The organism is Escherichia sp. MAL-1 (assembly GCF_052948035.1).
Genome location: NZ_CM129609.1, coordinates 708,230 through 733,708, shown reverse-complemented (window position 1 = coordinate 733,708; position 25,479 = coordinate 708,230). Strand labels below are relative to the sequence as shown.

25 protein-coding genes are annotated in these 25,479 nt (G+C 51.4%); 9 read left to right on the top strand and 16 right to left on the bottom strand.

Features of this window, described 5'->3' with window-relative positions:
- Positions 1-21 precede the first annotated feature (21 nt).
- Positions 22-921: a DNA-binding transcriptional regulator YqhC gene (gene yqhC, locus ACU8XX_RS03605; protein WP_001298382.1), complete on the bottom strand. Its 900-nt coding sequence runs from the start codon at positions 919-921 to the stop codon at positions 22-24.
- 193 nt (positions 922-1,114) lie between these two features.
- Here yqhC and yqhD point away from each other — a divergent pair, with 193 nt between their 5' ends.
- The 4 genes from yqhD to yqhH all read left to right on the top strand — a co-directional run bounded on the left by yqhD (position 1,115) and on the right by yqhH (position 4,644).
- The gene (yqhD, locus tag ACU8XX_RS03600) at positions 1,115-2,278 is read left to right on the top strand and encodes an alcohol dehydrogenase (protein WP_016241632.1); all 1,164 of its coding nucleotides are present in this window, start codon (positions 1,115-1,117) and stop codon (positions 2,276-2,278) included.
- A 104-nt stretch (positions 2,279-2,382) separates the two neighbouring features.
- Positions 2,383-3,210, top strand: coding sequence for a 2,5-didehydrogluconate reductase DkgA (dkgA, locus tag ACU8XX_RS03595; protein ID WP_000013149.1), 828 nt, complete (start codon positions 2,383-2,385; stop codon positions 3,208-3,210).
- 199 nt (positions 3,211-3,409) lie between these two features.
- Positions 3,410-4,336, top strand: coding sequence for a YbjP/YqhG family protein (locus ACU8XX_RS03590; protein ID WP_112034089.1), 927 nt, complete (start codon positions 3,410-3,412; stop codon positions 4,334-4,336).
- 50 nt (positions 4,337-4,386) lie between these two features.
- Positions 4,387-4,644: a lipoprotein YqhH gene (yqhH, locus tag ACU8XX_RS03585; protein WP_000848528.1), complete on the top strand. Its 258-nt coding sequence runs from the start codon at positions 4,387-4,389 to the stop codon at positions 4,642-4,644.
- Positions 4,645-4,686: 42 nt separating this feature from the next.
- Here yqhH and ACU8XX_RS03580 read toward each other — a convergent pair whose 3' ends face one another.
- The 9 genes from ACU8XX_RS03580 to ygiW all read right to left on the bottom strand — a co-directional run bounded on the left by ACU8XX_RS03580 (position 4,687) and on the right by ygiW (position 15,436).
- Positions 4,687-6,906, bottom strand: coding sequence for a YgiQ family radical SAM protein (locus ACU8XX_RS03580; RefSeq protein ID WP_000095154.1), 2,220 nt, complete (start codon positions 6,904-6,906; stop codon positions 4,687-4,689).
- 110 nt (positions 6,907-7,016) lie between these two features.
- Positions 7,017-8,429: a cell division protein FtsP gene (ftsP, locus tag ACU8XX_RS03575; RefSeq protein ID WP_000059388.1), complete on the bottom strand. Its 1,413-nt coding sequence runs from the start codon at positions 8,427-8,429 to the stop codon at positions 7,017-7,019.
- Positions 8,430-8,503: 74 nt separating this feature from the next.
- On the bottom strand, positions 8,504-9,241 hold the full coding sequence (gene plsC, locus ACU8XX_RS03570) for a 1-acylglycerol-3-phosphate O-acyltransferase (RefSeq protein ID WP_000965722.1): 738 nt from the start codon (positions 9,239-9,241) through the stop codon (positions 8,504-8,506).
- Positions 9,242-9,474: 233 nt separating this feature from the next.
- Positions 9,475-11,733 carry a DNA topoisomerase IV subunit A gene (gene parC, locus ACU8XX_RS03565; protein WP_001281881.1) on the bottom strand — a complete coding sequence of 753 codons (2,259 nt, stop codon included), beginning with the start codon at positions 11,731-11,733 and terminating at the stop codon, positions 9,475-9,477.
- A gap of 137 nt (positions 11,734-11,870) precedes the next feature.
- A complete protein-coding gene (locus tag ACU8XX_RS03560; RefSeq protein WP_001295629.1) occupies positions 11,871-13,478 on the bottom strand; it encodes an ABC transporter substrate-binding protein in 1,608 nt (535 codons plus the stop codon).
- Positions 13,479-13,610: 132 nt separating this feature from the next.
- Positions 13,611-14,006, bottom strand: coding sequence for a type II toxin-antitoxin system antitoxin MqsA (gene mqsA / locus ACU8XX_RS03555; RefSeq protein WP_000650107.1), 396 nt, complete (start codon positions 14,004-14,006; stop codon positions 13,611-13,613).
- A gap of 1 nt (position 14,007) precedes the next feature.
- Positions 14,008-14,304, bottom strand: a complete 297-nt coding sequence (mqsR, locus tag ACU8XX_RS03550; protein WP_000415584.1) for a type II toxin-antitoxin system toxin MqsR — start codon at positions 14,302-14,304, stop codon at positions 14,008-14,010.
- Positions 14,305-14,508: 204 nt separating this feature from the next.
- Entirely contained in the window at positions 14,509-14,991 is a 483-nt protein-coding gene (locus ACU8XX_RS03545; protein WP_000183505.1) for an AraC family transcriptional regulator, read from the bottom strand.
- A gap of 52 nt (positions 14,992-15,043) precedes the next feature.
- Complete coding sequence (ygiW, locus tag ACU8XX_RS03540) at positions 15,044-15,436, bottom strand: OB fold stress tolerance protein YgiW (RefSeq protein WP_000712658.1); 393 nt, start codon at positions 15,434-15,436, stop codon at positions 15,044-15,046.
- Positions 15,437-15,587: 151 nt separating this feature from the next.
- On the opposite strand from ygiW, the gene qseB reads away from it, so the two are divergent.
- Entirely contained in the window at positions 15,588-16,247 is a 660-nt protein-coding gene (gene qseB / locus ACU8XX_RS03535) for a quorum sensing response regulator transcription factor QseB (protein ID WP_001221493.1), read from the top strand.
- Entirely contained in the window at positions 16,244-17,593 is a 1,350-nt protein-coding gene (gene qseC, locus ACU8XX_RS03530) for a quorum sensing histidine kinase QseC (protein WP_000673402.1), read from the top strand. The genes qseB and qseC overlap by 4 nt, the downstream gene beginning before the upstream one ends.
- Positions 17,594-17,638: 45 nt before the next feature.
- Here the strand turns inward: qseC and ACU8XX_RS03525 are convergent, their stop codons facing one another.
- On the bottom strand, positions 17,639-17,971 hold the full coding sequence (locus tag ACU8XX_RS03525) for a DUF2645 family protein (RefSeq protein WP_000917684.1): 333 nt from the start codon (positions 17,969-17,971) through the stop codon (positions 17,639-17,641).
- Positions 17,972-18,289: 318 nt separating this feature from the next.
- On the opposite strand from ACU8XX_RS03525, the gene mdaB reads away from it, so the two are divergent.
- Positions 18,290-18,871 carry an NADPH:quinone oxidoreductase MdaB gene (gene mdaB / locus ACU8XX_RS03520; protein ID WP_000065430.1) on the top strand — a complete coding sequence of 194 codons (582 nt, stop codon included), beginning with the start codon at positions 18,290-18,292 and terminating at the stop codon, positions 18,869-18,871.
- A gap of 30 nt (positions 18,872-18,901) precedes the next feature.
- Positions 18,902-19,216 (top strand): putative quinol monooxygenase, encoded by a 315-nt coding sequence (locus ACU8XX_RS03515; protein WP_000958598.1) that lies wholly within the window; start codon positions 18,902-18,904, stop codon positions 19,214-19,216.
- 47 nt (positions 19,217-19,263) lie between these two features.
- Here the strand turns inward: ACU8XX_RS03515 and parE are convergent, their stop codons facing one another.
- From parE to nudF, 5 genes are read right to left on the bottom strand one after another with little or no spacing between them, the layout of a single operon-like run.
- Positions 19,264-21,156, bottom strand: coding sequence for a DNA topoisomerase IV subunit B (gene parE / locus ACU8XX_RS03510; RefSeq protein ID WP_000195296.1), 1,893 nt, complete (start codon positions 21,154-21,156; stop codon positions 19,264-19,266).
- 28 nt (positions 21,157-21,184) lie between these two features.
- Positions 21,185-21,766 (bottom strand): esterase YqiA, encoded by a 582-nt coding sequence (yqiA, locus tag ACU8XX_RS03505; protein WP_000105733.1) that lies wholly within the window; start codon positions 21,764-21,766, stop codon positions 21,185-21,187.
- Positions 21,766-22,593 carry a 3',5'-cyclic-AMP phosphodiesterase gene (gene cpdA, locus ACU8XX_RS03500; RefSeq protein WP_000444747.1) on the bottom strand — a complete coding sequence of 276 codons (828 nt, stop codon included), beginning with the start codon at positions 22,591-22,593 and terminating at the stop codon, positions 21,766-21,768. The genes yqiA and cpdA overlap by 1 nt, the downstream gene beginning before the upstream one ends.
- A gap of 24 nt (positions 22,594-22,617) precedes the next feature.
- Positions 22,618-23,040, bottom strand: coding sequence for a DUF1249 family protein (locus tag ACU8XX_RS03495; protein ID WP_000833393.1), 423 nt, complete (start codon positions 23,038-23,040; stop codon positions 22,618-22,620).
- Positions 23,041-23,670, bottom strand: coding sequence for an ADP-ribose diphosphatase (gene nudF, locus ACU8XX_RS03490; protein WP_000917138.1), 630 nt, complete (start codon positions 23,668-23,670; stop codon positions 23,041-23,043). It abuts the gene before it with no gap.
- Positions 23,671-23,874: 204 nt separating this feature from the next.
- On the opposite strand from nudF, the gene tolC reads away from it, so the two are divergent.
- Positions 23,875-25,356, top strand: a complete 1,482-nt coding sequence (gene tolC / locus ACU8XX_RS03485; protein ID WP_240765363.1) for an outer membrane channel protein TolC — start codon at positions 23,875-23,877, stop codon at positions 25,354-25,356.
- Positions 25,357-25,479 lie beyond the last annotated feature (123 nt).

Here is a 25,479-nt window from a genome sequence, read left to right as displayed (position 1 = left end):
GTTGCTGTACCGGGAACGTATTTAATTCCCCTGCATCGCCCGCATTCTTGCCGCATCTTCCCCCGGCGTCACACCGAAGTAACGTTTAAACTCACGGCTAAATTGCGATGCGCTTTCATAGCCGACGCGCATCGCTGCTGCGCTGGCCTTCATGCCGTCATGGATGATCATCATCCGCGCCTTATGCAGACGGTAATTCTTCAAATACTGCAACGGCGAGGTACTGGTGACAGACTTAAAATTATGGTGGAACGCCGATACGCTCATGTTGGCTTCTGCCGCCAGTTGCTCGACGCTCAGGTTTTCGGTGTATTTATTCTCAATCCGTTTCAGCACGCGGCTAATCAGACTGAAGTGAGTCTGGCGACTGACCAGCGCCAGTAACGCGCCGCCGCAAGGTCCGGTCAGCACGTAGTACAGAATTTCGCGGATGATCTGTTTGCCGAGAATACGCGCATCCAGTGGTCGCTCCATCACGTCGAGTAACCGCTCCGCCGCGCATAAAATCTCTTCTGATAACGTGGCGGAGTTAATCCCGCTGGCTGCCATCGACGGCTGGAAATGCTCATCTTCGCCAATGTCCATCAACAGTTCCTGTAACTGCAAAATATCGACATTGAGACGCAACCCTGCCAGCGGCACCTCTGACGTGGCATAGGTTTCGCACTCAAACGGCAACGGCACCGTCAGCAGCAGGTATTCATTGGCATCATAACGAAACACGCGTTCATTGATATAACCGATTTTATGCCCGGAAAAGAGAATTATGATGCCAGGCTCGTACATCACCGGTGTACGTGCGAAAGGCGTCTCGCCATACAACAAACGCACATCGGGCAACAGTTCTGACAAACTATTTTCTTTATTTTTCAGTTTATTAACTTTATCCGCCAGCAAGCGGCAAATCTCTTCACGTTTCATATCGCGTAATTTCTTAGGAATAATGCGGCAATTTGATTGTGCGCAATTTTGTAGCATTTCTCCAGCACTCTGGAGAAATAGGCAAGACATTGGCAGAAATGAGCATTGAGAGCCAGGGCGCTGGCGATCACAATGAAAAACATCAGGCAGATCGTTCTCTGCCCTCATATTGGCCCAGCAAAGGGAGCAAGTAATGAACAACTTTAATCTGCACACCCCAACCCGCATTCTGTTTGGTAAAGGCGCAATCGCTGGTTTACGCGAACAAATTCCTCACGATGCTCGCGTATTGATTACCTACGGCGGCGGCAGCGTGAAAAAAACCGGCGTTCTCGATCAAGTTCTGGATGCCCTGAAAGGCATGGACGTGCTGGAATTTGGCGGTATTGAGCCAAACCCGGCTTATGAAACGCTGATGAACGCCGTGAAACTGGTTCGCGAACAGAAAGTGACTTTCCTGCTGGCGGTTGGCGGCGGTTCTGTACTGGACGGCACCAAATTTATCGCCGCAGCGGCTAACTATCCGGAAAATATCGATCCGTGGCACATTCTGCAAACGGGCGGTAAAGAGATTAAAAGCGCCATCCCGATGGGCTGTGTGCTGACGCTGCCAGCAACCGGTTCAGAATCCAACGCAGGCGCGGTGATCTCCCGTAAAACCACAGGCGACAAGCAGGCGTTCCATTCTGCCCATGTTCAGCCGGTATTTGCCGTGCTCGATCCGGTTTATACCTACACCCTGCCGCCGCGTCAGGTGGCTAACGGCGTAGTGGACGCCTTTGTACACACCGTGGAACAGTATGTTACCAAACCGGTTGATGCCAAAATTCAGGACCGTTTCGCAGAAGGCATTTTGCTGACGCTAATCGAAGATGGTCCGAAAGCCCTGAAAGAGCCAGAAAACTACGATGTGCGCGCCAACGTCATGTGGGCGGCGACTCAGGCGCTGAACGGTTTGATTGGCGCTGGCGTACCGCAGGACTGGGCAACGCATATGCTGGGCCACGAACTGACTGCGATGCACGGTCTGGATCACGCGCAAACACTGGCTATCGTCCTGCCTGCACTGTGGAATGAAAAACGCGATACCAAGCGCGCTAAGCTGCTGCAATATGCTGAACGCGTCTGGAACATCACTGAAGGTTCCGATGATGAGCGTATTGACACCGCGATTGCCGCAACCCGCAATTTCTTTGAGCAATTAGGCGTGCCGACCCACCTCTCCGACTACGGTCTGGACGGCAGCTCCATCCCGGCTTTGCTGAAAAAACTGGAAGAGCACGGCATGACCCAACTGGGCGAAAATCATGACATTACGTTGGATGTCAGCCGCCGTATATACGAAGCCGCCCGCTAAGCTTTTTACGCCTCAAACTTTCGTTTTCGGGCATTTCGTCCAGACTTAAGTTCACAACACCTCACCGGAGCCTGCTCCGGTGAGTTCATATAAAGGAGGAACGTATGGCTAATCCAACCGTTATTAAGCTACAGGATGGCAATGTCATGCCCCAGCTGGGACTGGGCGTCTGGCAAGCAAGTAATGAGGAAGTAATCACCGCCATTCAAAAAGCGTTAGAAGTGGGTTATCGCTCGATTGATACCGCCGCGGCCTACAAGAACGAAGAAGGTGTCGGCAAAGCCCTGAAAAATGCCTCAGTCAACAGAGAAGAACTGTTCATCACCACTAAGCTGTGGAACGACGACCACAAGCGCCCCCGCGAAGCCCTGCTCGACAGCCTGAAAAAACTCCAGCTTGATTATATCGACCTCTACTTAATGCACTGGCCCGTTCCCGCTATCGACCATTATGTCGAAGCATGGAAAGGCATGATCGAATTGCAAAAAGAGGGATTAATCAAAAGCATCGGCGTGTGCAACTTCCAGATCCATCACCTGCAACGCCTGATTGATGAAACTGGCGTGACGCCTGTGATAAACCAGATCGAACTTCATCCGCTGATGCAACAACGCCAGCTACACGCCTGGAACGCGACACACAAAATCCAGACCGAATCCTGGAGCCCATTAGCGCAAGGAGGGAAAGGCGTTTTCGATCAGAAAGTCATTCGCGATCTGGCAGATAAATACGGCAAAACCCCGGCGCAGATTGTTATCCGCTGGCATCTGGATAGCGGCCTGGTGGTGATCCCGAAATCGGTCACACCTTCACGTATTGCCGAAAACTTTGATGTCTGGGATTTCCGTCTCGACAAAGACGAACTCGGCGAAATTGCAAAACTCGATCAGGGCAAGCGTCTCGGTCCCGATCCTGACCAGTTCGGCGGCTAACATGCAAATTCTCCCGGTGGCGGTAATGTTCCGCTACCGGACTTTTCAGAAATCATTTATTCCCCTCGCGTCCCGCCCGTTGTTACTCTTCCTTGTTCAGGAATGCCAAATATAAGGACATCATCATGCAGAGCCGGAAGCTCTTAAAAGAACAACTCATCTATATCCGGGATAAACGCAACGGAGAGGTGAAAAACAGATGAAAATAATACTTCTGTTTTTAGCAGCCCTGGCAAGTTTTTCCGTACACGCACAGCCCCCCTCACAGACCGTAGAACAAACAGTCCGGCATATTTATCAGAACTATAAATCAGATGCCACTGCCCCTTATTTTGGTGAAACCGGAGAGCGGGCGATAACTTCTGCGCGTATTCAACAGGCGCTTACCCTGAACGACAATCTTACGCTGCCGGGCAATATTGGCTGGCTGGATTATGATCCGGTTTGTGATTGTCAGGATTTTGGCGATCTGGTGCTAGAAAGCGTTGCGATAACCCAAACTGACGCCGATCATGCCGATGCCGTTGTGCGCTTTCGTATCTTTAAAGATGATAAAGAAAAGACCACGCAGACACTGAAAATGGTGGCGGAAAATGGTCGTTGGGTCATTGACGATATTGTCAGCAATCATGGCAGCGTCTTACAAGCAGTTAATAGCGAGAATGAAAAAACGCTGGCCGCTTTAGCTTCGTTGCAAAAAGAACAGCCGGAAGCCTTTGTTGCCGAACTCTTTGAACATATTGCTGATTATAGCTGGCCGTGGACGTGGGTGGTTTCCGACTCTTACCGCCAGGCGGTTAATGCCTTCTATAAAACCACCTTCAAGACGGCCAATAATCCCGATGAAGATATGCAAATAGAACGGCAATTTATTTACGACAATCCGATCTGTTTTGGCGAAGAGTCGCTATTTTCACGCGTTGATGAAATTCGAGTCCTGGAGAAAACCGCCGATTCCGCCCGCATTCATGTTCGTTTTACGCTGACCAATGGCAACAACGAAGAGCAAGAACTGGTTTTACAGCGGCGCGAAGGCAAGTGGGAAATCGCTGATTTTATCCGCCCGAACAGCGGCAGCCTACTTAAGCAGATTGAGGCAAAAACTGCCGCCAGATTAAAGCAATGAGCTGAATTAAATAACAATTAGCCGGAACAATAAATAAAAGGGAACACTATATGAAAACGATTTTCACCGTGGGAGCTGTTGTTCTGGCAACCTGCTTGCTCAGTGGCTGCGTCAATGAGCAAAAGGTCAATCAGCTGGCGAGCAATGTGCAAACATTAAATGCCAAAATCGCCCGGCTTGAGCAGGATATGAAAGCACTACGCCCACAAATCTATGCTGCCAAATCCGAAGCTAACAGAGCCAATACGCGTCTTGATGCTCAGGACTATTTTGATTGCCTGCGCTGCTTGCGTATGTACGCAGAATGATAAAAAAATCCCCGGTAGCGTGTCAGTTGCCGGGGATATTTTTTAACGTCCAACCGCCGCTTTAGGCCGTTTCTTCGCACCAGCATTCACCGGACGAGATTGCGTAGACGACGCTTTTTTTGCCGTAGCAGGCGTCTGACGCTGGGTCGCCATCGGCGTATGTTTCGTCAACGCCGGACGGGTATTGCGGTTCTGGCGACGAGCTTCACGCATCTCTTCAATGGTTGGCGCAGGCACTAAGCAATCGCGACGGCTACCAATCAGATGCTTTTTACCCATCGCTTCCAGCGCCTGGCGGATTAACGGCCAGTTTGCCGGATCGTGGTAACGCAACAACGCTTTATGCAAACGACGCTGCTTGTCGCCCTTCGGTACGAAGACGTCTTCACTCTTATAACCAATCTTCGCCAGCGGGTTTTTCCCGGTGTAATACATGGTGGTTGAGTTCGCCAGCGGCGATGGGTAGAAGTTCTGTACCTGGTCGAGACGGAAACGATGCTTTTTCAGCCACAGCGCCAGATTCACCATATCTTCATCACGCGTACCGGGGTGCGCGGAGATGAAATAGGGGATCAGATACTGCTCTTTACCTGCCTGTTTTGAGTAAGTATCGAACAGCTCTTTAAAGCGGTCATAGCTGCCCATGCCCGGCTTCATCATCTTCGATAACGGCCCTTCTTCGGTATGTTCCGGGGCAATCTTCAGATAACCGCCGACGTGATGGGTCGCCAGCTCTTTGATATAGCGTGGATCTTCCACGGCGATGTCATAACGTACGCCTGAGGCAATCAGGATCTTTTTAATGCCTTTCAGATCGCGAGCGCGGCGATAGAGGTTGATCGTCGGTTCGTGGTTAGTGTCCATATGCGGACAAATATCCGGGTAAACGCAGGACAAACGGCGACAAGTTTGCTCTGCGCGTGGCGATTTGCAGCGCAACATATACATGTTGGCAGTTGGCCCACCGAGATCGGAAATCACGCCCGTAAAACCTGGAACGGTGTCGCGGATCGCTTCAATCTCATTAATGATCGAATCTTCCGAACGGCTCTGAATAATGCGCCCTTCGTGCTCGGTGATAGAACAGAAAGAGCAGCCGCCAAAGCAGCCGCGCATAATGTTGACCGAGAAACGGATCATTTCGTAAGCCGGAATACGGGCATTGCCATAGGCCGGATGCGGCACGCGCTTGTACGGCAGCGCAAAGACGCTGTCCATCTCTTCGGTAGAAAGCGGAATAGCAGGCGGGTTGATCCACACATAGCGGTCGCCATGTTTTTGCATCAATGCGCGGGCGCAGCCTGGGTTAGTTTCGTGGTGCAGAATACGCGAAGCATGGGCGTACAGCACTTTATCGCCCTTCACTTTCTCGAAAGAAGGCAGCAACACGTAGGTTTTTTCCCACGGTTTCGGGCGCGGCGGCTGCACGGTTACGGCTTTGGCTTCCTGCTTTTTCGGCATCACCGGTTTGTTATCCGCACACGGCAAATCTTCGCCATACGGATGCGGTATCGGGTCGATTTTCCCAGGAGTATCAAGACGAGTAGAATCCACGCCGCTCCAGCCTAGCAACGCCTCTTTTACGATAATCGCAGTATTACGCACATCGCGGATTTCGCTAATTGGCTCGCCCATCGCCAGACGATGCGCCACTTCCACCAGCGGACGCTCACCGTTACCAAACATCAGCATGTCGGCTTTCGAATCCACCAGCACGGAACGGCGCACGGTATCGGACCAGTAATCATAATGCGCGGTACGGCGCAGACTAGCCTCAATACCGCCGAGGATCACCGGTACATCTTTCCACGCCTCTTTACAACGCTGGGTATAAACCAGTGTGGCGCGATCCGGGCGCTTACCCGCGACGTTATCCGGCGTGTAGGCATCGTCATGACGTAAACGGCGATCGGCGGTATAACGGTTGATCATCGAATCCATGTTGCCAGCAGTAACACCGAAAAACAGATTCGGTTTACCCAGACGCATAAAGTCGTCTTTGCTGCTCCAGTCCGGCTGGGCGATGATCCCGACGCGAAAGCCCTGCGCTTCCAGCATACGACCGCAAATCGCCATCCCGAAGCTTGGGTGATCGACATACGCGTCGCCAGTAACCAAAATGATGTCGCAGCTATCCCAGCCAAGTTGATCCATCTCTTCACGAGACATCGGCAAAAACGGTGCCGGTCCAAAACAGGCGGCCCAGTACTGCGGCCAGGAGAACAGGTCGCGATCCGGTTGGATCAGGGAGATAGAGCTCATTTTGCTTCCAGAAATGATAAAAAAATAATCAAAGGCCGGGGATTATAAGCCGGAACGAAAGAGAAATCGAAAGGTATTCCATACTCGCCCTCCTCGGGCGAGTATGAAGATTACGGTACCGGATTGACCAACAGTTGCCCAATCGAGCCACGGTCCGCCATTTCCAGCGTCTGACTGTTGAAGTAGAACGGGAAGTGCGCCCAGGAAGGCTGACCGAAATAAACAAGCAGCTCCACTTGTCCGTCAACCCAAACGGTATCTTTCCAGCCTCTGTCTTCCGGGAACGGCATCGCGCCATTCACGTTACGGATCTGGAACATTACGCCTTCAATATGGAACGCTTGCGGCTCGTCCGCGCGTACCGTCCAGCGTTCCCACGTTCCTTGCTGCGCGGTGACATCAATACGGTTGACGTCCCACAGCTGTCCATTAATACCCGGGTCATCACCCAGACTGATATCGCGACTGCGAATTGGCGAACCAGCCATGATTTCAGTTGGCAGCAAGCGCATCGGAAGACTGTCTGTGACCAGCGGCAGAAGGCCGGTTGGGCGCAGCGTTAGCACCAGGGTAGAAACCAGAATACTGGATGGCTCAAAGAAGCCACGAATACGATCAACAATGCTCGCCGCTTCGCCACAGGTGATCGACACTTCATCGCCGTTGCTCATATCCACCAGAATCTCGCGGCGCTCGCCCGGTGCCAGCGAAAGTTGCTTCACCGATACAGGAGCAGGCAGGAATCCCTGATCGCCAGAAATCACATGTAACGGGCGACCATCGTTCATCTGTAGTTGATAGCGACGAGAGTTCGACGCGTTCAGCAGTCGCAAGCGCACCCAGCCACGCGAGACTTCAACGTACGGGCTTTGTACACCGTTAACCAGCAGCGTATCACCAACAAAGCCGCCGCTTCCCGGTTCGTTGTATTCTGGCGTACCAAAGTTATCCAGCCGTTTATCCTGGATAATGACCGGAAAATCATCCACACCATAATGGTTGGGGATAGGCAGCGACTTGCTGACTTCATCTTCCACCAGCCACATTCCGGCAAGGCCGTTATAGACCTGCTGAGCCGTGCGGTTGGGAGTATTGGCGTGATACCACAGAGTAGCTGCGTTCTGGCGAATGGGCAGTACGGGTGCCCAGTCAGCGTTTGGCGACATCATCCGTGCCGGACCGCCCATCAGCGGGCCTGGTACCTGTAGCCCGGCCACCGTCATTGAGACATTTTCTGTCAGGCGGTTGCTGTAAATAAGCTTAACATCGTCGCCCTTCCAGACGCGGATAGTCGGCCCCAGGTAACGACCATTGATTCCCCAGACCGACGCGCGTGTCCCTGGCGTAAATGACCAGTGCGCACGTTGTACAGTCATAAACAGCGGTTGCCCACGGCGAGATTCAAGTAGCGGCGGAACGGGTAGCGGTTGCTGTTGCCCGGCTGCGCTGGCCTTCAGGGGAACAGCGCCTGCACAAAGTGCAATCCCCGATGCCTGAATGAACTGACGCCGACTGAGTGACATATTTGCTCCATGTAAAACTGGCTAAAGTAATACCGTGCAGGAAAGTGTTCCCCGCAAAAATACAGATTGCCGACTTAAACTTTTCCGGCGGCTTCGCGTTCTGCGACTTCTTTATCGAGCTCGGCGATTTTTTGTTCCATTATCGAACGACAATGGGCAGCCAGCTCACGAACCTGATCTTTGCCATACTGACTGACGTCAATTGGCGGCAGCATTTCGACAATCACCAGACCGTTGTGCAGTCGATTAAGATTAATCTTATTCGAAGTTGTAGAGACGCACACGGGAATAATCGGGACGCCCGCCGCAATTGCCGCGTGAAATGCTCCAGTCTTGAACGGTAGCAGGCCGCGACCACGGCTGCGGGTTCCTTCCGGGAACATCCAGATGGAAATACGGCGTTTTTTGAAATGATTCACGACTTCCGCAATGGTGCCGTGAGCTTTAGTGCGATTGTTTCTGTCGATCAATAAGTTGCCGGTTAACCAGTACAACTGCCCGAAGAAGGGGATCCACAGCAAGCTCTTTTTACCTACCGTCACCGTCGGCGGTTGCACGATGTTCGATGCTGTCACCATGTCATAGTTGTTCTGGTGGTTAGCGATATAGATAGCATTGCCGTAGCTTTCAGCGTCTGTAGGTTTACGGCACTCAACTTTCAGGCCAAACAGCGGCGCAAGACGGCCAAACATATGCCCAAAGGTGGCCACATGTTTCGGGTTACGCGGGCTGAAAAGGCAGTAAATGGAGCCGAATACACAGACTAAGATGCTGTAAATCACGGTAATAATAAGACGAAAGATATATAGCATAACACCCTCTGAAGGTCTGAGAGACTGGCATTGTACGTCACCTGAAATCAGGTTAGGGCATTGTTAAAAGCCGCTCTCTGGAAAAGCGTATTGTTAATCGCAACGCATGAATAAACAACGGTTTCAAGGGAATTTTTATCGTTTCCGGGGGTTGAATACGCTGCCGGATGACGACTTAACGTTTCATCCGGCGTTCCTTGCAAGCGGGAGGAAACAGCGCCCTCCCCGGCATATTACTCTTCGCTATCACCGCTGCTGGCACGGCGAGGAGAGTCGATCTCAACACGATCGATACGCTGCAAACCGCGCATCAACGTACCGCGGCGTCCACGTTCGCCAGTGACTTTCTGTAACTCTTCCGGGCGCAGTTTAATTTTGCGTTTCCCAACATGAATGGTCAGCGTGCTTTGCGGCGGCAGAACGTACAATTGCGCCAGACCATCTTCTCCACGCGCGGCTTCTGCCGATGGAATGTTGATAATCTTGTTGCCTTTGCCCTTCGACAGCTGCGGCAGATCACTTACCGGGAACATCAACATACGGCCTGCCTGAGTGATTGCCAGCAGCATATCGGAAGCATCTTCAATCACCACCGGCGGCATAACATGGGCATTTTCCGGTAAGGTGATCAAAGCCTTACCTGCACGGTTACGCGCCACCAGATCGTTAAAGGTGCAGACGAAACCGTAACCCGCATCGGAAGCCATCAGCAGTTTCTGATCGTCGCTTTCCATCAGCATATGGTCAACGGTCGCCCCAGGCGGCAACGTTAATTTGCCGGTGAGCGGCTCGCCCTGACCACGCGCCGACGGCAGCGTAATCGGGTCAATGGCATAGCTACGACCGGTGGAATCAACAAACACTACCGGTTGGTTGCTCTTACCTTTCACCGCCGCTTTGAAGCTATCACCCGCTTTATAATTCAGGCCCGGCGCGTCGATATCATGGCCTTTAGCGCTGCGTACCCAGCCCATCTGCGACAGCACAATGGTGACAGGTTCAGACGGCAGCATGTCGTGCTCGCTCATCGCTTTCGCTTCTTCGCGTTCCTGCAACGGCGAACGACGATCGTCACCGTAGGCTTGCGCGTCTGCCTGCAGTTCTTTCTTCAGCAGGTTATTCATTTTACGCTCGGAAGCCAAAATGCCCTGCAACTGGTCGCGCTCTTTTTCCAGTTCACTCTGCTCACCGCGAATCTTCATCTCTTCCAGTTTGGCAAGATGACGCAGTTTCAGTTCGAGGATCGCTTCCGCCTGGGTTTCCGTAAGGCCAAACCGCGACATCAGCGCCGGTTTCGGTTCATCTTCATTACGAATGATCTCAATCACTTCGTCGATATTGAGAAACGCCACCAGCAAACCTTCGAGGATATGCAGGCGCTTGAGGACTTTCTCCAGACGATAGTTCAGTCGGCGGCGCACGGTATCGCGGCGGAACACCAGCCATTCGGAGAGGATTTCCAGCAGGTTTTTCACCGCCGGACGACCATCCAGACCGATCATATTAAGGTTAATACGATAGCTCTTTTCCAGATCGGTGGTAGCGAAGAGGTGGTTCATCACCTGATCCATATCCACGCGGTTGGAACGCGGCACAATCACCAGGCGGGTCGGGTTCTCGTGGTCAGATTCATCGCGCAGATCGTCAACCATCGGCAGCTTTTTGTTGCGCATTTGCGCAGCAATTTGCTCCAGTACGCGCGCACCTGAAACCTGATGCGGCAATGCGCTGATAACCACCGCGCCATCTTCTTTCTTCCACACCGCGCGCATACGCACTGAACCACGTCCGTTCTCGTAGATTTTACGGATCTCGGCGCGCGAAGTGATAATTTCCGCTTCAGTCGGATAATCCGGCCCCTGCACGATATCCAGCAGCTGATCGAGCGTGGTTTTCGGCTGGTCGATTAATGCGATTGCCGCCTGAGCCACTTCACGCAGGTTATGCGGTGGAATATCGGTCGCCATGCCGACGGCAATACCGGTGGTGCCGTTAAGCAAAATGTTTGGCAGACGGGCAGGTAGCATTTTCGGCTCCTGCAAAGTGCCGTCGAAGTTTGGCACCCAGTCAGCCGTCCCCTGCCCCAGCTCGCTCAATAGCAGCTCGGAATATTTCGACAACCGGGATTCGGTGTAACGCATTGCCGCGAACGATTTCGGATCGTCCGGCGCGCCCCAGTTCCCCTGACCATCAACCAGCGGATAACGGTAAGAGAACGGTTGCGCCATCAGGACCATCGCTTCATAACAGGCGCTATCGCCGTGCGGATGGTATTTACCCAGTACGTCACCGACGGTACGGGCCGATTTTTTAAATTTGGCGCTGGCATTCAGGCCCAGTTCAGACATCGCATACACAATGCGGCGCTGAACAGGTTTCAGACCATCACCAATAAACGGCAACGCACGGTCCATGATCACGTACATGGAGTAGTTTAAGTAGGCGTTTTCCGTAAATTCATGTAGCGCAAGGCGCTCTGCCATATCGCTCATTAATTCTGATTCCTCAACTTATTCGCCAGCCTTCAAAGGGGCAATATTGCCGGAGATACTACATTATCTGCCGCGTCGAGTCACAGGAGATCAGCGTGAATAGCGCCGCCGGACGTGCTCCGACGGCGATAAAGGCATCAATGTGCCTTGATATACAACTCTTTGCTGTAGACATAATCCTGGGGATTATGCAGCGGAAAACCGCCAACGTAGGGTTTAAGCAGTTTGATTAACGGCTGATAGTAGATAGGAATCAGCGGTGCCTGTTGGTTGATGATCACTTCTGCCTGCTGATATAACGCATTACGCTTTGTCGCATCAGTGATCTGCGTGGCCTGGTTTAGTAAGGCGTCATACTGCGCATTTTTCCAGTGACCGACGTTTTCTTCACTATCGCTTTTGAGCGTGTTCAGGAAGCTGGAAGCATCATTGTACGTCGCATCCCACGACTGCCGAGACAGCATGAAATCACCGGCTCGTCGGGCATCAAGATAGGTTTTCCACTCCATTGTGCGCAGCGTCACCTGTGCACCCAGCCATTTTTTCCATTCGGAAGACAACGCTATCGCGGTCTTTTCATGCAGATCGTACTTGTTGTAGAACAGCTCAAAGCGTAGCGGATGAGAGGCGTCGTATCCCGCCTGTTTCAGCAAGGCTTTTGCCATCGCGACGCGCTCACTCATTGGCTTTTGCAGTTCATCGAACGTCGTCGCGCTAAAGCCTTTTACCTCTGGCGGCGTCAGCGTGGTTGCGGGCGTTCTCAACCCCAGTACCTTTTGCGCAATAAGCTGTCGATCAACCGTAAGATATAGCGCCCGACGCACTCGCACATCGTTAAATGGCGGTTTCTCAAGGTTGAAGTTGTAATATTCGCTGTTCAGACGCGGAATAATTCGTAGCTCGCCAGGCAGTGATTTTTCAATGGCGGGAATTTGCTGCGCCGGAACCCAGGTGAGATCGACCTCTCCCGCGCGATAGCGGTTATAGCCGGTGACCGAATTATCTAGCGCCAGATACTCAACCTGTTGCAATACTGTATGTTGCGCATCGCGGTACTTTGGATTTTTGCGTGCAGTAATCTTTTCGTTAACTACCCACTGATCAAGCACAAAGGCACCGTTGTAAACCATGTTCTCTGGCTTACTCCAGCTATCGCCATGTTTAGCGATGACATGATGAGGAACCGGGAACAGCGTCGGCCAGGCGAGCATCGTCGTGAACCAAGGAACCGGCTGCTCAAGCGTAACTTCAAGAGTACGATCATCCGTCGCTTTGACACCCAGCGATGTAACATCTGCTTTACCCGCAACAATAGCTGCGGCATTGTTAATGTGCGCCTGTGCCAGATAGCCAGCAAAAGGGCTTGCCGTTTTCGGGTCAACCGCGCGCTGCCAGCCGAGGACAAAATCCTCTGCCGTCAGAGGCTGACCGTCGGACCACTGCAAACCGCTACGCAGATGGAAAATATAGCGCTTGCCGCCGTCCAGTATCTCCCAGCGTTCAGCCTGAGCGGGCTGCACCTGGCCTTCACCGTCCATCCATACCAGACCTTCAAACAGATCCAGCACAATCTGCGCGGCAGTATTCTCCTCCACCTTTTGCGGGTCGAGCGTACCTGGGTCGCTATGATTGTTGTAACGAAAGACTTGTTGCGGGGCGAGCGGTGTGTTGGCGGGAACGTCAGCAGCGTAGAGAGGAGCCGCACTTACCAGGCTGACCAGCCATAATAAATTTCGCGTATACATGGTATTCCTTACCGGAGAAATTATAAGCCCAACAACAATACGCCTGTGGCATTGTTCGCTCAAACTTATCGCGAGTGATTTGGCTCACACTCCGGTAAAGAAAAAAGCGAGTTGCCCCCGCTTTTCCATTAATTAACGGATTTCATTCAATAGTTCTGGATGCTTATCCAGAACACGTAAAAGTTTGATTGTGGAAGGATGAGGTTGGGCATTGCCTTTTTCGTAACGCGAAAACGCATTTACACCTCCCCCAAAAATTTCGCTTGCCTCTTTTTGGGTAAGAGAGAGCTTTTTTCGAACCTTCACTATAAATTCAGGTGCCACTGTTTCGGCATTCACCGAAGCCCGAAATGCCTTTACTTGCGCCATGAAAGCATCTGACTCTTCTTTATTCATGATGCTCTCTTCGCAATGGACACAATATAAACCGTGGATACCTTTCAATACTGTTTTTCGTCCACGGAAGGTGTATGGAATATCTTTAATGCCAGAAACCATTTCTCCCTGGTGGCAAACCGGACATTTCATATTACTTCTCCTTAAACGAGACGATCAGTACGTCATGAATTACCGTAATTTTAAGATAAACCTGGCCTGTAACAAGCCTGGGTCTGTAAACATCCTGCCAGATAGTATGATCAGAGTAGGTGGTCATGCTTTTATAAAAGTCGCTCTCTGATAATCCAATGATAACATTACACATACCATCAAAATCCAAACCTAACTCATCTGCATTTAACAGTGCACTACGTGTTGTACGAACTTGCCCGGCATTGACAAGTTTTTTAACCTGACTCAAACGTGTATGTGGTGTGCGTTTTTCCATAACCCCCGCCTCCCTGTTACTTTAGTTATAACCTAAAAGGTTAATTACAGCAATGAAAAAGCACCTAAAAGGTTAGTTAGATGTACGGAGATAGTGACCACACAAAACGTATTCTTTAAGGAAAGTGATTGACCATATAAGAAAGTGGCGCATTAGTAGCGCCAGTTTGAAGCAGGAATTTATAAGGGAAGCTGGAGTCAGGCATCACGCCAACGGCACATAAACATCCGTTTCCAGTCGCTGCTCTGTCACCCCTTCGGCAAGATTGGTGTAGTGAAACAGAATCGGTGCTTTACGCATTTTCTCGCCGCTTGCAGGCAGCCAGTGGCGAATGATGCCCCATACCGTGTGTGAAATATCGTCCAGCTCGCCAACGTGGCGGGCCACGGCATAACGTCCACCGGTAAGTTCACCATTGCTCACACCATAACGATTATCGGGAATCGGTTCGCTAACGCTGCCGCAGATATCAAAGCGAAACGCTTCCGGTGCGGTGGTGGCAGGGTCGTCCCAGGCGACGCCAAAAGTCTGGCTTTGGTTAACAGGAGAAAGCCCCGTCTCTTTACGCCACATGATAAATTTCGCCACGCTGTAGTTGAGCAATTCAGGGCTACAGCGGTGCGGCAACATCGCCACAGGTATTGATGGGAAATCGATAATGTTTACATCCAGTGTCAGGTTTGTCATTTTGCCTCCCTGCGAAATTATTCCCGGGAACGCGTCCCGGGAGCGGTAACAATTACGGATTTACTTTGCGGATCTGTTTGACGTCAATTTCAACAGAATTCCAGTCTTTATCGACTTCACCCTGAATCTCAACCGTATCTTTCGGCGTCACCGTCACGCCGTTCCAGCGTTTGTGGTCGATATCAACATTGATAGTACCGCTGGCATCTTTGAACACGTAGAGATCGTCAGAGATGCGTTCAACGATATTGCCGCGCAGGGTTACCCAGGTGTCGTCACGCAGGGATTTTGCGCTTTCTACAGTCGTTACGCTGCCGTTCGGCCCCTGGAATCCTCCGGCCTGACTTTGCGTTGCCGATGGGCCAGAAAAACCGCCCTGCTCTGCTGCCATCACCGGTGCGCTGCACAGGGCCATTACTGCGATTACTGCTGCGAATTTTTTCATGTTTATTACTCCCTTTAATGTCTGTTTCCGAGCATTTAACAAGATAGTCCTTAACAACTTCTTAAGGGAAAAAAATAAAATTTAGTGCTGTACAGAGCGCGTTACAACACGGTTTACTGGCAGCAAATACGGTTATCGCAGGGATGAAAAAATGCGAATTTTACTGATAGAAGATGACATGCTGATTGGCGACGGCATCAAAACGGGCCTTAGTAAAATGGGTTTTAGCGTCGACTGGTTTACACAAGGTCGTCAGGGAAAAGAGGCGCTTTATAGCGCACCTTATGATGCGGTGATCCTGGATTTAACCTTACCAGGCATGGATGGTCGCGATATTTTGCGCGAATGGCGAGAAAAAGGTCAGCGTGAGCCGGTACTGATCCTGACCGCGCGCGATGCGCTGGCGGAACGTGTAGAAGGGCTGCGTCTGGGAGCTGACGATTATCTGTGTAAACCTTTTGCGTTGATAGAAGTCGCCGCCAGGCTGGAAGCTCTGATGCGCCGAACCAACGGCCAGGCCAGCAACGAGCTGCGCCACGGTAACGTCATGCTCGACCCCGGCAAACGTATCGCCACGCTGGCTGGCGAACCCTTAACACTGAAACCAAAAGAATTTGCCCTGCTGGAATTACTGATGCGTAACGCTGGTCGGGTACTGCCGCGCAAACTGATTGAAGAGAAACTGTATACCTGGGACGAAGAGGTCACCAGTAATGCCGTTGAAGTGCATGTGCATCATCTGCGACGCAAACTCGGTAGTGATTTTATTCGTACCGTGCATGGTATTGGCTACACATTAGGTGAGAAATGAAATTTACCCAACGTCTTAGTCTGCGCGTCAGGCTGACGCTAATCTTTTTAATTCTGGCCTCGGTGACCTGGCTGCTTTCCAGCTTTGTCGCCTGGAAACAAACAACGGATAACGTCGATGAATTGTTCGACACCCAACTGATGCTGTTTGCCAAGCGGTTAAGTACGCTCGATCTCAACGAAATCAACGCGGCGGATCGCATGGCACAGACGCCAAATAGATTAAAACACGGTCATGTTGATGACGATGCGCTGACCTTTGCCATCTTTACCCACGACGGCAGAATGGTCCTTAATGATGGCGATAACGGAGAAGATATTCCCTATAGCTATCAACGGGAAGGTTTTGCTGACGGGCAACTGGTCGGTGAAGACGATCCTTGGCGTTTTGTCTGGATGACCTCACCTGATGGCAAATATCGCATCGTTGTTGGCCAGGAATGGGAATACCGTGAAGACATGGCGCTGGCGATTGTTGCCGGGCAATTGATCCCGTGGCTGGTCGCACTGCCGATTATGTTAATCATCATGATGGTACTACTGGGTCGTGAACTCGCGCCGCTGAACAAACTGGCGCTGGCACTACGTATGCGTGACCCTGACTCGGAAAAACCACTAAACGCGACTGGCGTACCCAGCGAAGTGCGGCCACTGGTTGAGTCGCTAAATCAACTGTTCGCCCGCACACATGCGATGATGGTTCGTGAACGACGCTTTACCTCCGACGCAGCTCACGAACTTCGTAGCCCGTTAACGGCGCTGAAAGTGCAAACCGAAGTTGCGCAGCTCTCTGACGATGATCCGCAGGCGCGGAAAAAAGCACTGCTCCAATTACATTCCGGGATCGATCGCGCTACTCGTCTGGTTGATCAACTGCTCACGCTATCGCGGCTGGACTCACTGGATAACCTTCAGGACGTCGCGGAGATCCCGCTTGAAGATCTCCTGCAATCGTCGGTGATGGATATTTACCACACGGCGCAGCAGGCGAAAATTGACGTGCGACTGACACTCAATGCCCACAGCATCAAACGCACCGGGCAACCGCTATTGCTAAGTTTGTTGGTGCGAAATTTGCTGGATAACGCCGTGCGCTACAGTCCACAGGGCAGCGTGGTAGACGTCACGCTGAATGCTGATAATTTCATCGTGAGGGATAACGGCCCCGGTGTGACACCAGAGGCACTGGCGCGAATTGGCGAACGCTTCTATCGCCCACCCGGACAAACCGCTACCGGCAGCGGGCTTGGGCTATCGATTGTCCAGCGAATCGCCAAATTGCATGGCATGAATGTTGAATTTGGGAATGCGGAACAAGGTGGATTTGAGGCGAAGGTAAGCTGGTAACTTCTCTGTCTATGAGAGCCGTTAAAACGACTCTCATAGATTTTACTAATAGCAAAATATAAACCGTCCCCAAAAAAGCCACCAACCACAAACCAGACAAATACCGAGCGAGAATACATATACCCAAAACTCGAACATTTCCCGCATAAAGAGTTTTCTTAAGATAAGAATAATAAGTGGCGTAAGAAGAAAAAATGCTGCAATCATTGCTTGCAATATACGATCTTCGCCTGAAACGGAAGGTATACTGCAAATATTTCCTCCCGACTCAAGCATCCAGTCATACTTATTGAAAGCAAAAAAAGAATCTATTAACCAATAAGTAAGCATTATATATAGCAATGCTTCAAATATTGTTTTAATTTTCTGCTTTAACATATATCAGTACGCTCATAAAAATCCATTTATAATTATCAACATGACACGTTGATACTTTCATCTTTTACTTATTCAAAGCCATATTTTCAATCCCCAAAAAAACCGAACCAAACGTGTAAATTATTCCGGTGCGAGTAAGAATTATGAGGAATGGCTATCAGTATTGTCATTTTCAGAAAATATTTATCCTGCATCGGTGAGTCAGAGCTAGATCAGACTTTTGCTAAATTCGCAAAAGACTTTGCACATTTTGCTAATTTCACCGTACCGCTCTGTGACGTACTATAGTCGGCAAACGTCTCACTTTGAGGTTAAAAAATGAGCAACATCCTGATTATCAACGGCGCGAAAAAATTCGCCCACTCCAATGGTCAACTGAACGACACCCTGACCGAAGTCGCGGATGGCACACTGCGCGACCTCGGGCATGATGTTCGCATCGTTCGCGCCGACAGCGACTACGATGTCAAAGCGGAAGTACAAAACTTTCTCTGGGCTGATGTGGTGATCTGGCAGATGCCAGGCTGGTGGATGGGCGCGCCGTGGACAGTGAAAAAATACATTGATGATGTATTCACCGAAGGTCACGGGACGCTGTATGCCAGCGATGGTCGTACCCGCAAAGATCCGTCGAAAAAATACGGTTCCGGCGGCCTGGTACAGGGCAAAAAATATATGCTTTCTCTGACCTGGAACGCACCAATGGAAGCCTTCACCGAAAAAGATCAGTTCTTCCACGGCGTTGGCGTTGACGGTGTGTATCTGCCGTTCCATAAAGCAAACCAATTCCTCGGTATGGAACCGCTGCCGACATTTATCGCTAATGACGTGATAAAAATGCCTGATGTTCCCCGCTATACTGAAGAATATCGCAAGCATCTTGTGGAAATTTTTGGTTAACTAGAGCTCAGGCTTTAGAAGGAGTTAACCATGCTTACCGTAATCGCAGAAATCCGTACTCGTCCTGGTCAACATCACCGTCAGGCGGTATTGGATCAGTTTGCTAAAATCGTTCCAACCGTACTGAAAGAAGAAGGTTGCCACGGCTATGCGCCAATGGTGGATTGCGCAGCTGGCGTGAGTTTCCAGTCTATGGCACCGGATTCTATCGTGATGATTGAGCAGTGGGAAAGCATCGCGCATCTTGAAGCGCATCTGCAAACCCCGCACATGAAGGCGTATAGCGAAGCCGTAAAAGGTGACGTGCTGGAGATGAATATCCGTATTCTGCAGCCAGGGATTTAATCCTGCCTTGTTTGCCCGGCCATCCTGACCGGGCAATGTTCTTTCCTTTAAACCTCAATCTCCGCCATGTCGCCTTTCTCTTGCAACCAGTTGCGGCGATCTTCCGAGCGTTTCTTCGCCAGCAGCATATCCATCATCGCGTCAGTACGCTGATCGTCTTCATCATCGATAGTCAACTGCACCAGACGGCGAGTGTTCGGATCAAGCGTGGTTTCGCGCAATTGCATCGGGTTCATTTCCCCCAGACCTTTAAAACGCTGGACGTTCGGCTTGCCTTTCTTGCGTTTTAATTGCTCAAGTACGCCCTCTTTCTCTTCTTCCGTCAGCGCGTAATAAACCTCTTTCCCGAGATCAATACGGTAGAGCGGTGGCAGTGCGACGTAAACGTGACCGTGTTTCACCAACGCGCGGAAATGTTTTACGAACAAAGCGCAGAGCAGCGTGGCAATGTGCAGACCATCAGAGTCCGCATCCGCGAGGATACAGATTTTGCCATAACGAAGCTGGCTCAGATCGTCGCTGTCAGGATCGATACCGATCGCTACCGAAATATCGTGCACTTCCTGCGAAGCCAGCACTTCGTCGGAAGAGACTTCCCAGGTGTTAAGGATCTTACCTTTCAGTGGCATGATCGCCTGATATTCGCGATCGCGCGCCTGCTTGGCAGATCCGCCTGCGGAGTCACCTTCCACAAGGAACAGCTCGGTACGGTTAAGGTCCTGCGCGGTACAATCAGCCAGTTTGCCAGGCAACGCCGGGCCGCTGGTCAGCTTTTTACGCACCACTTTTTTGGCCGCACGCATACGGCGCTGGGCGCTGGAAATCGCCATCTCCGCCAGCAGTTCAGCCGCCTGAACGTTCTGGTTCAGCCACAGGATAAAGGCATCTTTCACCACGCCAGAAACGAATGCCGCGCATTGACGCGAAGAGAGACGCTCTTTCGTCTGCCCGGCAAACTGCGGATCCTGCATTTTTACTGACAGCACATAGGCGCAGCGATCCCAGATATCTTCCGCCGACAGCTTTACACCGCGCGGCAGAATATTGCGGTATTCACAGAACTCACGCATCGCGTCCAACAGGCCCTGACGCAGACCATTAACATGGGTACCGCCCTGCATCGTTGGGATAAGGTTGACGTAGCTTTCGGTCAGCAGTTCACCGCCTTCCGGCAGCCACAGTAGCGCCCAGTCCACAGCTTCAGTATCACCAGCGAAATTACCGATAAACGGTTTTTCCGGCAGCGTCGGCAGACCATTTACCGCTTCCGCCAGGTAATCATTCAGACCGTCCTGATAGCACCAGCGTTGTTCGGTATTGTTGATCTCATCTTTAAAAGTGATCTCAACGCCAGGGCACAATACCGCTTTGGCTTTCAGCACATGCGTCAGGCGTGAAACAGAAAATCGCGGGCTGTCAAAGAAGGTTTCATCCGGCCAGAAGTGCACACTGGTACCAGTATTGCGTTTACCGCAAGTGCCGACAACCTGTAAATCCTGCACCTTTTCGCCATTTTCAAAGGCGATGTTATAAACCTGACCATCGCGGCGCACGTTAACTTCTACGCGCTTCGACAGGGCGTTAACCACCGAAATCCCCACGCCATGCAGGCCGCCAGAGAACTGGTAATTTTTGTTAGAGAATTTACCGCCTGCATGCAGACGGCAAAGAATCAGTTCAACCGCCGGTACACCCTCTTCCGGGTGAATATCCACCGGCATCCCGCGCCCATCGTCAATAACTTCTAACGACTGGTCAGCATGTAAAATAACGTCCACGCGTTTTGCGTGACCCGCCAGTGCTTCATCCACACTGTTATCAATGACTTCTTGCCCCAAATGGTTAGGGCGAGTGGTATCGGTATACATCCCCGGACGGCGGCGAACCGGCTCAAGCCCGGTGAGTACCTCAATGGCATCAGCGTTATAAGTTTGCGTCATGGTTTAAGTTAGTAATTCGAGTTGATCGTCAGAGATGGTGCAGACCAAGAAAATCGACGATCGGGTTGAAATAATCTTCGAAGCCCGTGAATGCGTGGTTGCCGCCTTCTATGACAGTCTGGCGGCAGGAAGCGTAGTACGCCACCGCCTGGCGGTAATCCAGCACTTCATCTCCCGTCTGTTGCAGCAGCCAGATCAAATCCGGCGCTTCCAGCGGGTCAATCTGCATGACTTTAAGATCGTAAATATGGCGTGACTCTAGCACATATTGCTGCCCGGTGTAGGGGTTCTCGTTCTGACCGAGATAGTCCGTCAGCAGTTCAAACGGGCGCACCGCCGGGTTTACCACCACTGCGGGCAGCATAAAACATTGTGACAACCAGGTGGCGTAATATCCCCCCAGTGACGAACCGACAATACCCAGCGAATCACCGCCATGTTCCAGGACAATGGATTCCAGCAGCTCTGCCGCGTCGGAAGGATACGGCGGCAACTGCGGAATGATCATCTCAACGTCAGGGTGATGTTCCGCCAGCCAGTTTTTTAACAAGCTCGCTTTTGCAGAGCGCGGCGAGCTGTTGAAACCGTGTAAATAAAGAAGCGTAGACATCAGTAGCCTTCTGAAGCGGTATCAGGTTGGAAACGTGTGTCCGCCAGGCGATGTACCTCGGTGGTCAGCGTGCCATCAGCATGTAACTCGAGAGTACGCCAGCCGGGCGCGATGGTATCCAGCGTAAAGTTGGAACAGTGCGGCTTAAACTGCACACAGGTCGACGGCGTTGCCAGCAGGCGGCGACCATTCCAGTCGAGATCCAGCTCCTGATGAATATGACCGCACAGCAAGTATTTGACGTGCGGAAACTTCGCCAGCACGGTATCCAGTTCGCCCGCGTTACGCAGGCTGTGTTGATCAAGCCAACTACAACCCGCAGGTAGCGGATGATGATGCAGCAGCAGCAACGTATGGCGCTCTGGCGCATCAGCCAGTTTACGTTCCAGCCACTCAAGCTGAAACTCGCTTAGCTCACCGTGCGGCACGCCAAACACCTGGCTATCCAGCAACAGGATTTGCCATTGCTCACCAATAAATACCCGCTTCGCCGGGGAGATACCCGCATCCTGTAACGCGCTGTACATCGCGGGCTGGAAATCGTGGTTGCCCGGCAGCCAGACGCAGGGCGCACGAAAACTTGCGATGCCTTCAGCGAAATGCTGATAGGCCGCAGAGGATTGATCCTGCGCTAAATCACCTGTCGCGACAATCAGGTCGAATTCGTGCTGGTGTGGACGAATCGCCTCCAGCACCGCCTGGTAGCTTTCCCAGGTGTTTACCCCTAACAGGGCTTCGTGCTTTTGTGCAAACAGGTGAGTATCGGTAATTTGTAAAATCCTGACTCTGGCCTCACCAGCCAGAGGAAGGGTTAACAGGCTTTCCAAATGGTGTCCTTAGGTTTCACGACGCTAGTAAACCGGAATCGCCATCGCTCCATGTGCTAAACAGTATCGCAACCAGTCCGCTAAAAACTGGTTAATTTGATGCTTTTCGTCGCGTTGATGCAACTTTTTATTAGGATAATCATACCGCGCTTTGAAGCGAAAAATCTGCTGGCTTGAACACACTTCAGCCACCATCGCGTCATGATACAGACGCACCGTCATTGACGGAAGGCTCCAGTAACTGATCGCGGGCGCAGTCTGTTCTATTGTCACCAGGGTAGTGTATCGGGTCGATTCCACAATCGTCAGCCGATATTGTGCGTTTGCCACCTGATAGCTTACAGTTTCGCCGGGTGCGTCATTGCGCGGTAACAAACGGCGCAATTGTGAAAAGTTCATCTCGCACAGGCGCATCATTTCAGGAAAGTCAGGTGTGTAACGCTTCATTTATGCCCACTCATTTTTTAACGCTTGATGATGCAGCTGCAGCCATTGCAAAGCGATGACCGACGCTGCGTTGTCGATTTTCCCCTCTTCTACCCACTGGTATGCCTGTTCCCGGCTTACCACATGAACGCGAATATCTTCGTTTTCATCAGCCAGACCATGAATACCGCTTGCGGTCGTGGCGTCCACTTCGCCCACCATAATTGACGAACGCTCACTGGTGCCCCCCGGGCTTGCCAGGAAACTTAACACCGGTTTGGTCCGTTTGACTATCAGTCCCGCCTCTTCAATCGCTTCGCGACGGGCAACATCTTCCACACTTTCACCCTCTTCAATCATCCCGGCAACCATCTCCAGCAGCCAGGGGGTTTCGCTGGTGTCGTACGCGGCAATCCGAATCTGCTCAATCAGCACAACTTCATCACGCACTGGGTCAAAGGGTAGCAAGACTGCGGCGTGACCGCGCTCAAAAATTTCCCGCCGTACCTCATGACTCATTTGCCCGTTGAATAGACGATGACGAAATCTATAAAGATCTAATGAAAAAAAGCCGCGATAAAGTGTTTCTCGTGCAATAATTTCTACATCGTTTTTGCCAAATGTAACGGGCAGGCTGTCTGGCTTAAGCATTGTTAATGTCCTGGCACTAATAGTGAATTAAATGTGAATTTCAGCGACGTTTGACTGCCGTTTGAGCAGTCATGTGTTAAATTGAGGCACATTAACGCCCTATGGCACGTAACGCCAACCTTTTGCGGTAGCGGCTTCTGCTAGAATCCGCAATAATTTTACAGTTTGATCGCGCTAAATACTGCTTCACCACAAGGAATGCAAATGAAGAAATTGCTCCCCATTCTTATCGGCCTGAGCCTTTCTGGGTTCAGTTCGTTGAGCCAGGCCGAGAACCTGATGCAAGTTTATCAGCAAGCACGCCTTAGTAACCCGGAATTGCGTAAGTCTGCCGCCGATCGTGATGCTGCCTTTGAAAAAATTAATGAAGCGCGCAGTCCATTACTGCCACAGCTAGGTTTAGGTGCAGATTACACCTATAGCAACGGCTACCGCGACGCGAACGGCATCAACTCTAACGCGACCAGTGCGTCCTTGCAGTTAACTCAATCCATTTTTGATATGTCGAAATGGCGTGCGTTAACGCTGCAGGAAAAAGCAGCAGGGATTCAGGACGTCACGTATCAGACCGATCAGCAAACCTTGATCCTCAACACCGCGACCGCTTATTTCAACGTGTTGAATGCTATTGACGTTCTTTCCTATACACAGGCACAAAAAGAAGCGATCTACCGTCAATTAGATCAAACCACCCAACGTTTTAACGTGGGCCTGGTAGCGATCACCGACGTGCAGAACGCCCGCGCACAGTACGATACCGTGCTGGCGAACGAAGTGACCGCACGTAATAACCTTGATAACGCGGTAGAGCAGCTGCGCCAGATCACCGGTAACTACTATCCGGAACTGGCTGCGCTGAATGTCGAAAACTTTAAAACCGACAAACCACAGCCGGTTAACGCGCTGCTGAAAGAAGCCGAAAAACGCAACCTGTCGCTGTTACAGGCACGCTTGAGCCAGGACCTGGCGCGCGAGCAAATTCGCCAGGCGCAGGATGGTCACTTACCGACTCTGGATTTAACGGCTTCTACCGGGATTTCTGACACCTCTTATAGCGGTTCGAAAACCCGTGGTGCCGCTGGTACCCAGTATGACGATAGCAATATGGGCCAGAACAAAGTTGGCCTGAGCTTCTCGCTGCCGATTTATCAGGGCGGAATGGTTAACTCGCAGGTGAAACAGGCACAGTACAACTTTGTCGGTACCAGCGAGCAACTGGAAAGTGCCCATCGTAGCGTCGTGCAGACCGTGCGTTCCTCCTTCAACAACATTAATGCATCTATCAGTAGCATTAACGCCTACAAACAAGCCGTAGTTTCCGCTCAAAGCTCATTAGACGCGATGGAAGCGGGCTACTCGGTCGGTACGCGTACCATTGTTGATGTGTTGGATGCGACCACCACGCTGTACAACGCCAAGCAAGAGCTGGCGAATGCGCGTTATAACTACCTGATTAATCAGCTGAATATTAAGTCAGCCCTGGGTACGTTGAACGAGCAGGATCTGCTGGCACTGAACAATGCGCTGAGCAAACCGGTTTCCACTAATCCGGAAAACGTTGCACCGCAAACGCCGGAACAGAATGCTATTGCTGATGGTTATGCGCCTGATAGCCCGGCACCAGTCGTTCAGCAAACATCCGCACGCACTACCACCAGTAACGGTCATAACCCTTTCCGTAACTGATGACGACGACGGGGCTTCGGCCCCGTCTGAACGTAAGGCAACGTAAAGATACGGGTTATCTGCCGCATTCTTCCCCCTTCTCGCTTCAATTTCGACCAGCCATCCTCTATTCTGATGGGTATT

What these genes read in the sequence shown, in the direction of transcription:
- ACU8XX_RS03545 (WP_000183505.1), bottom strand. Translation starts at nt 14,991, where the DNA reads ATGACAAACCTGACACTGGATGTAAACATTATCGATTTCCCATCAATA.
- ACU8XX_RS03560 (WP_001295629.1), bottom strand. Translation starts at nt 13,478, where the DNA reads ATGTATACGCGAAATTTATTATGGCTGGTCAGCCTGGTAAGTGCGGCT.
- dkgA (WP_000013149.1), top strand. Translation starts at nt 2,383, where the DNA reads ATGGCTAATCCAACCGTTATTAAGCTACAGGATGGCAATGTCATGCCC.
- plsC (WP_000965722.1), bottom strand. Translation starts at nt 9,241, where the DNA reads ATGCTATATATCTTTCGTCTTATTATTACCGTGATTTACAGCATCTTA.
- tolC (WP_240765363.1), top strand. Translation starts at nt 23,875, where the DNA reads ATGAAGAAATTGCTCCCCATTCTTATCGGCCTGAGCCTTTCTGGGTTC.
- yqhD (WP_016241632.1), top strand. Translation starts at nt 1,115, where the DNA reads ATGAACAACTTTAATCTGCACACCCCAACCCGCATTCTGTTTGGTAAA.
- yqhH (WP_000848528.1), top strand. Translation starts at nt 4,387, where the DNA reads ATGAAAACGATTTTCACCGTGGGAGCTGTTGTTCTGGCAACCTGCTTG.
- ACU8XX_RS03515 (WP_000958598.1), top strand. Translation starts at nt 18,902, where the DNA reads ATGCTTACCGTAATCGCAGAAATCCGTACTCGTCCTGGTCAACATCAC.
- parE (WP_000195296.1), bottom strand. Translation starts at nt 21,156, where the DNA reads ATGACGCAAACTTATAACGCTGATGCCATTGAGGTACTCACCGGGCTT.
- yqhC (WP_001298382.1), bottom strand. Translation starts at nt 921, where the DNA reads ATGAAACGTGAAGAGATTTGCCGCTTGCTGGCGGATAAAGTTAATAAA.
- qseB (WP_001221493.1), top strand. Translation starts at nt 15,588, where the DNA reads ATGCGAATTTTACTGATAGAAGATGACATGCTGATTGGCGACGGCATC.
- ftsP (WP_000059388.1), bottom strand. Translation starts at nt 8,429, where the DNA reads ATGTCACTCAGTCGGCGTCAGTTCATTCAGGCATCGGGGATTGCACTT.
- mdaB (WP_000065430.1), top strand. Translation starts at nt 18,290, where the DNA reads ATGAGCAACATCCTGATTATCAACGGCGCGAAAAAATTCGCCCACTCC.
- ACU8XX_RS03525 (WP_000917684.1), bottom strand. Translation starts at nt 17,971, where the DNA reads ATGTTAAAGCAGAAAATTAAAACAATATTTGAAGCATTGCTATATATA.
- nudF (WP_000917138.1), bottom strand. Translation starts at nt 23,670, where the DNA reads ATGCTTAAGCCAGACAGCCTGCCCGTTACATTTGGCAAAAACGATGTA.
- ACU8XX_RS03495 (WP_000833393.1), bottom strand. Translation starts at nt 23,040, where the DNA reads ATGAAGCGTTACACACCTGACTTTCCTGAAATGATGCGCCTGTGCGAG.
- ACU8XX_RS03580 (WP_000095154.1), bottom strand. Translation starts at nt 6,906, where the DNA reads ATGAGCTCTATCTCCCTGATCCAACCGGATCGCGACCTGTTCTCCTGG.
- ygiW (WP_000712658.1), bottom strand. Translation starts at nt 15,436, where the DNA reads ATGAAAAAATTCGCAGCAGTAATCGCAGTAATGGCCCTGTGCAGCGCA.
- parC (WP_001281881.1), bottom strand. Translation starts at nt 11,733, where the DNA reads ATGAGCGATATGGCAGAGCGCCTTGCGCTACATGAATTTACGGAAAAC.
- mqsR (WP_000415584.1), bottom strand. Translation starts at nt 14,304, where the DNA reads ATGGAAAAACGCACACCACATACACGTTTGAGTCAGGTTAAAAAACTT.
- yqiA (WP_000105733.1), bottom strand. Translation starts at nt 21,766, where the DNA reads ATGTCTACGCTTCTTTATTTACACGGTTTCAACAGCTCGCCGCGCTCT.
- mqsA (WP_000650107.1), bottom strand. Translation starts at nt 14,006, where the DNA reads ATGAAATGTCCGGTTTGCCACCAGGGAGAAATGGTTTCTGGCATTAAA.
- qseC (WP_000673402.1), top strand. Translation starts at nt 16,244, where the DNA reads ATGAAATTTACCCAACGTCTTAGTCTGCGCGTCAGGCTGACGCTAATC.
- ACU8XX_RS03590 (WP_112034089.1), top strand. Translation starts at nt 3,410, where the DNA reads ATGAAAATAATACTTCTGTTTTTAGCAGCCCTGGCAAGTTTTTCCGTA.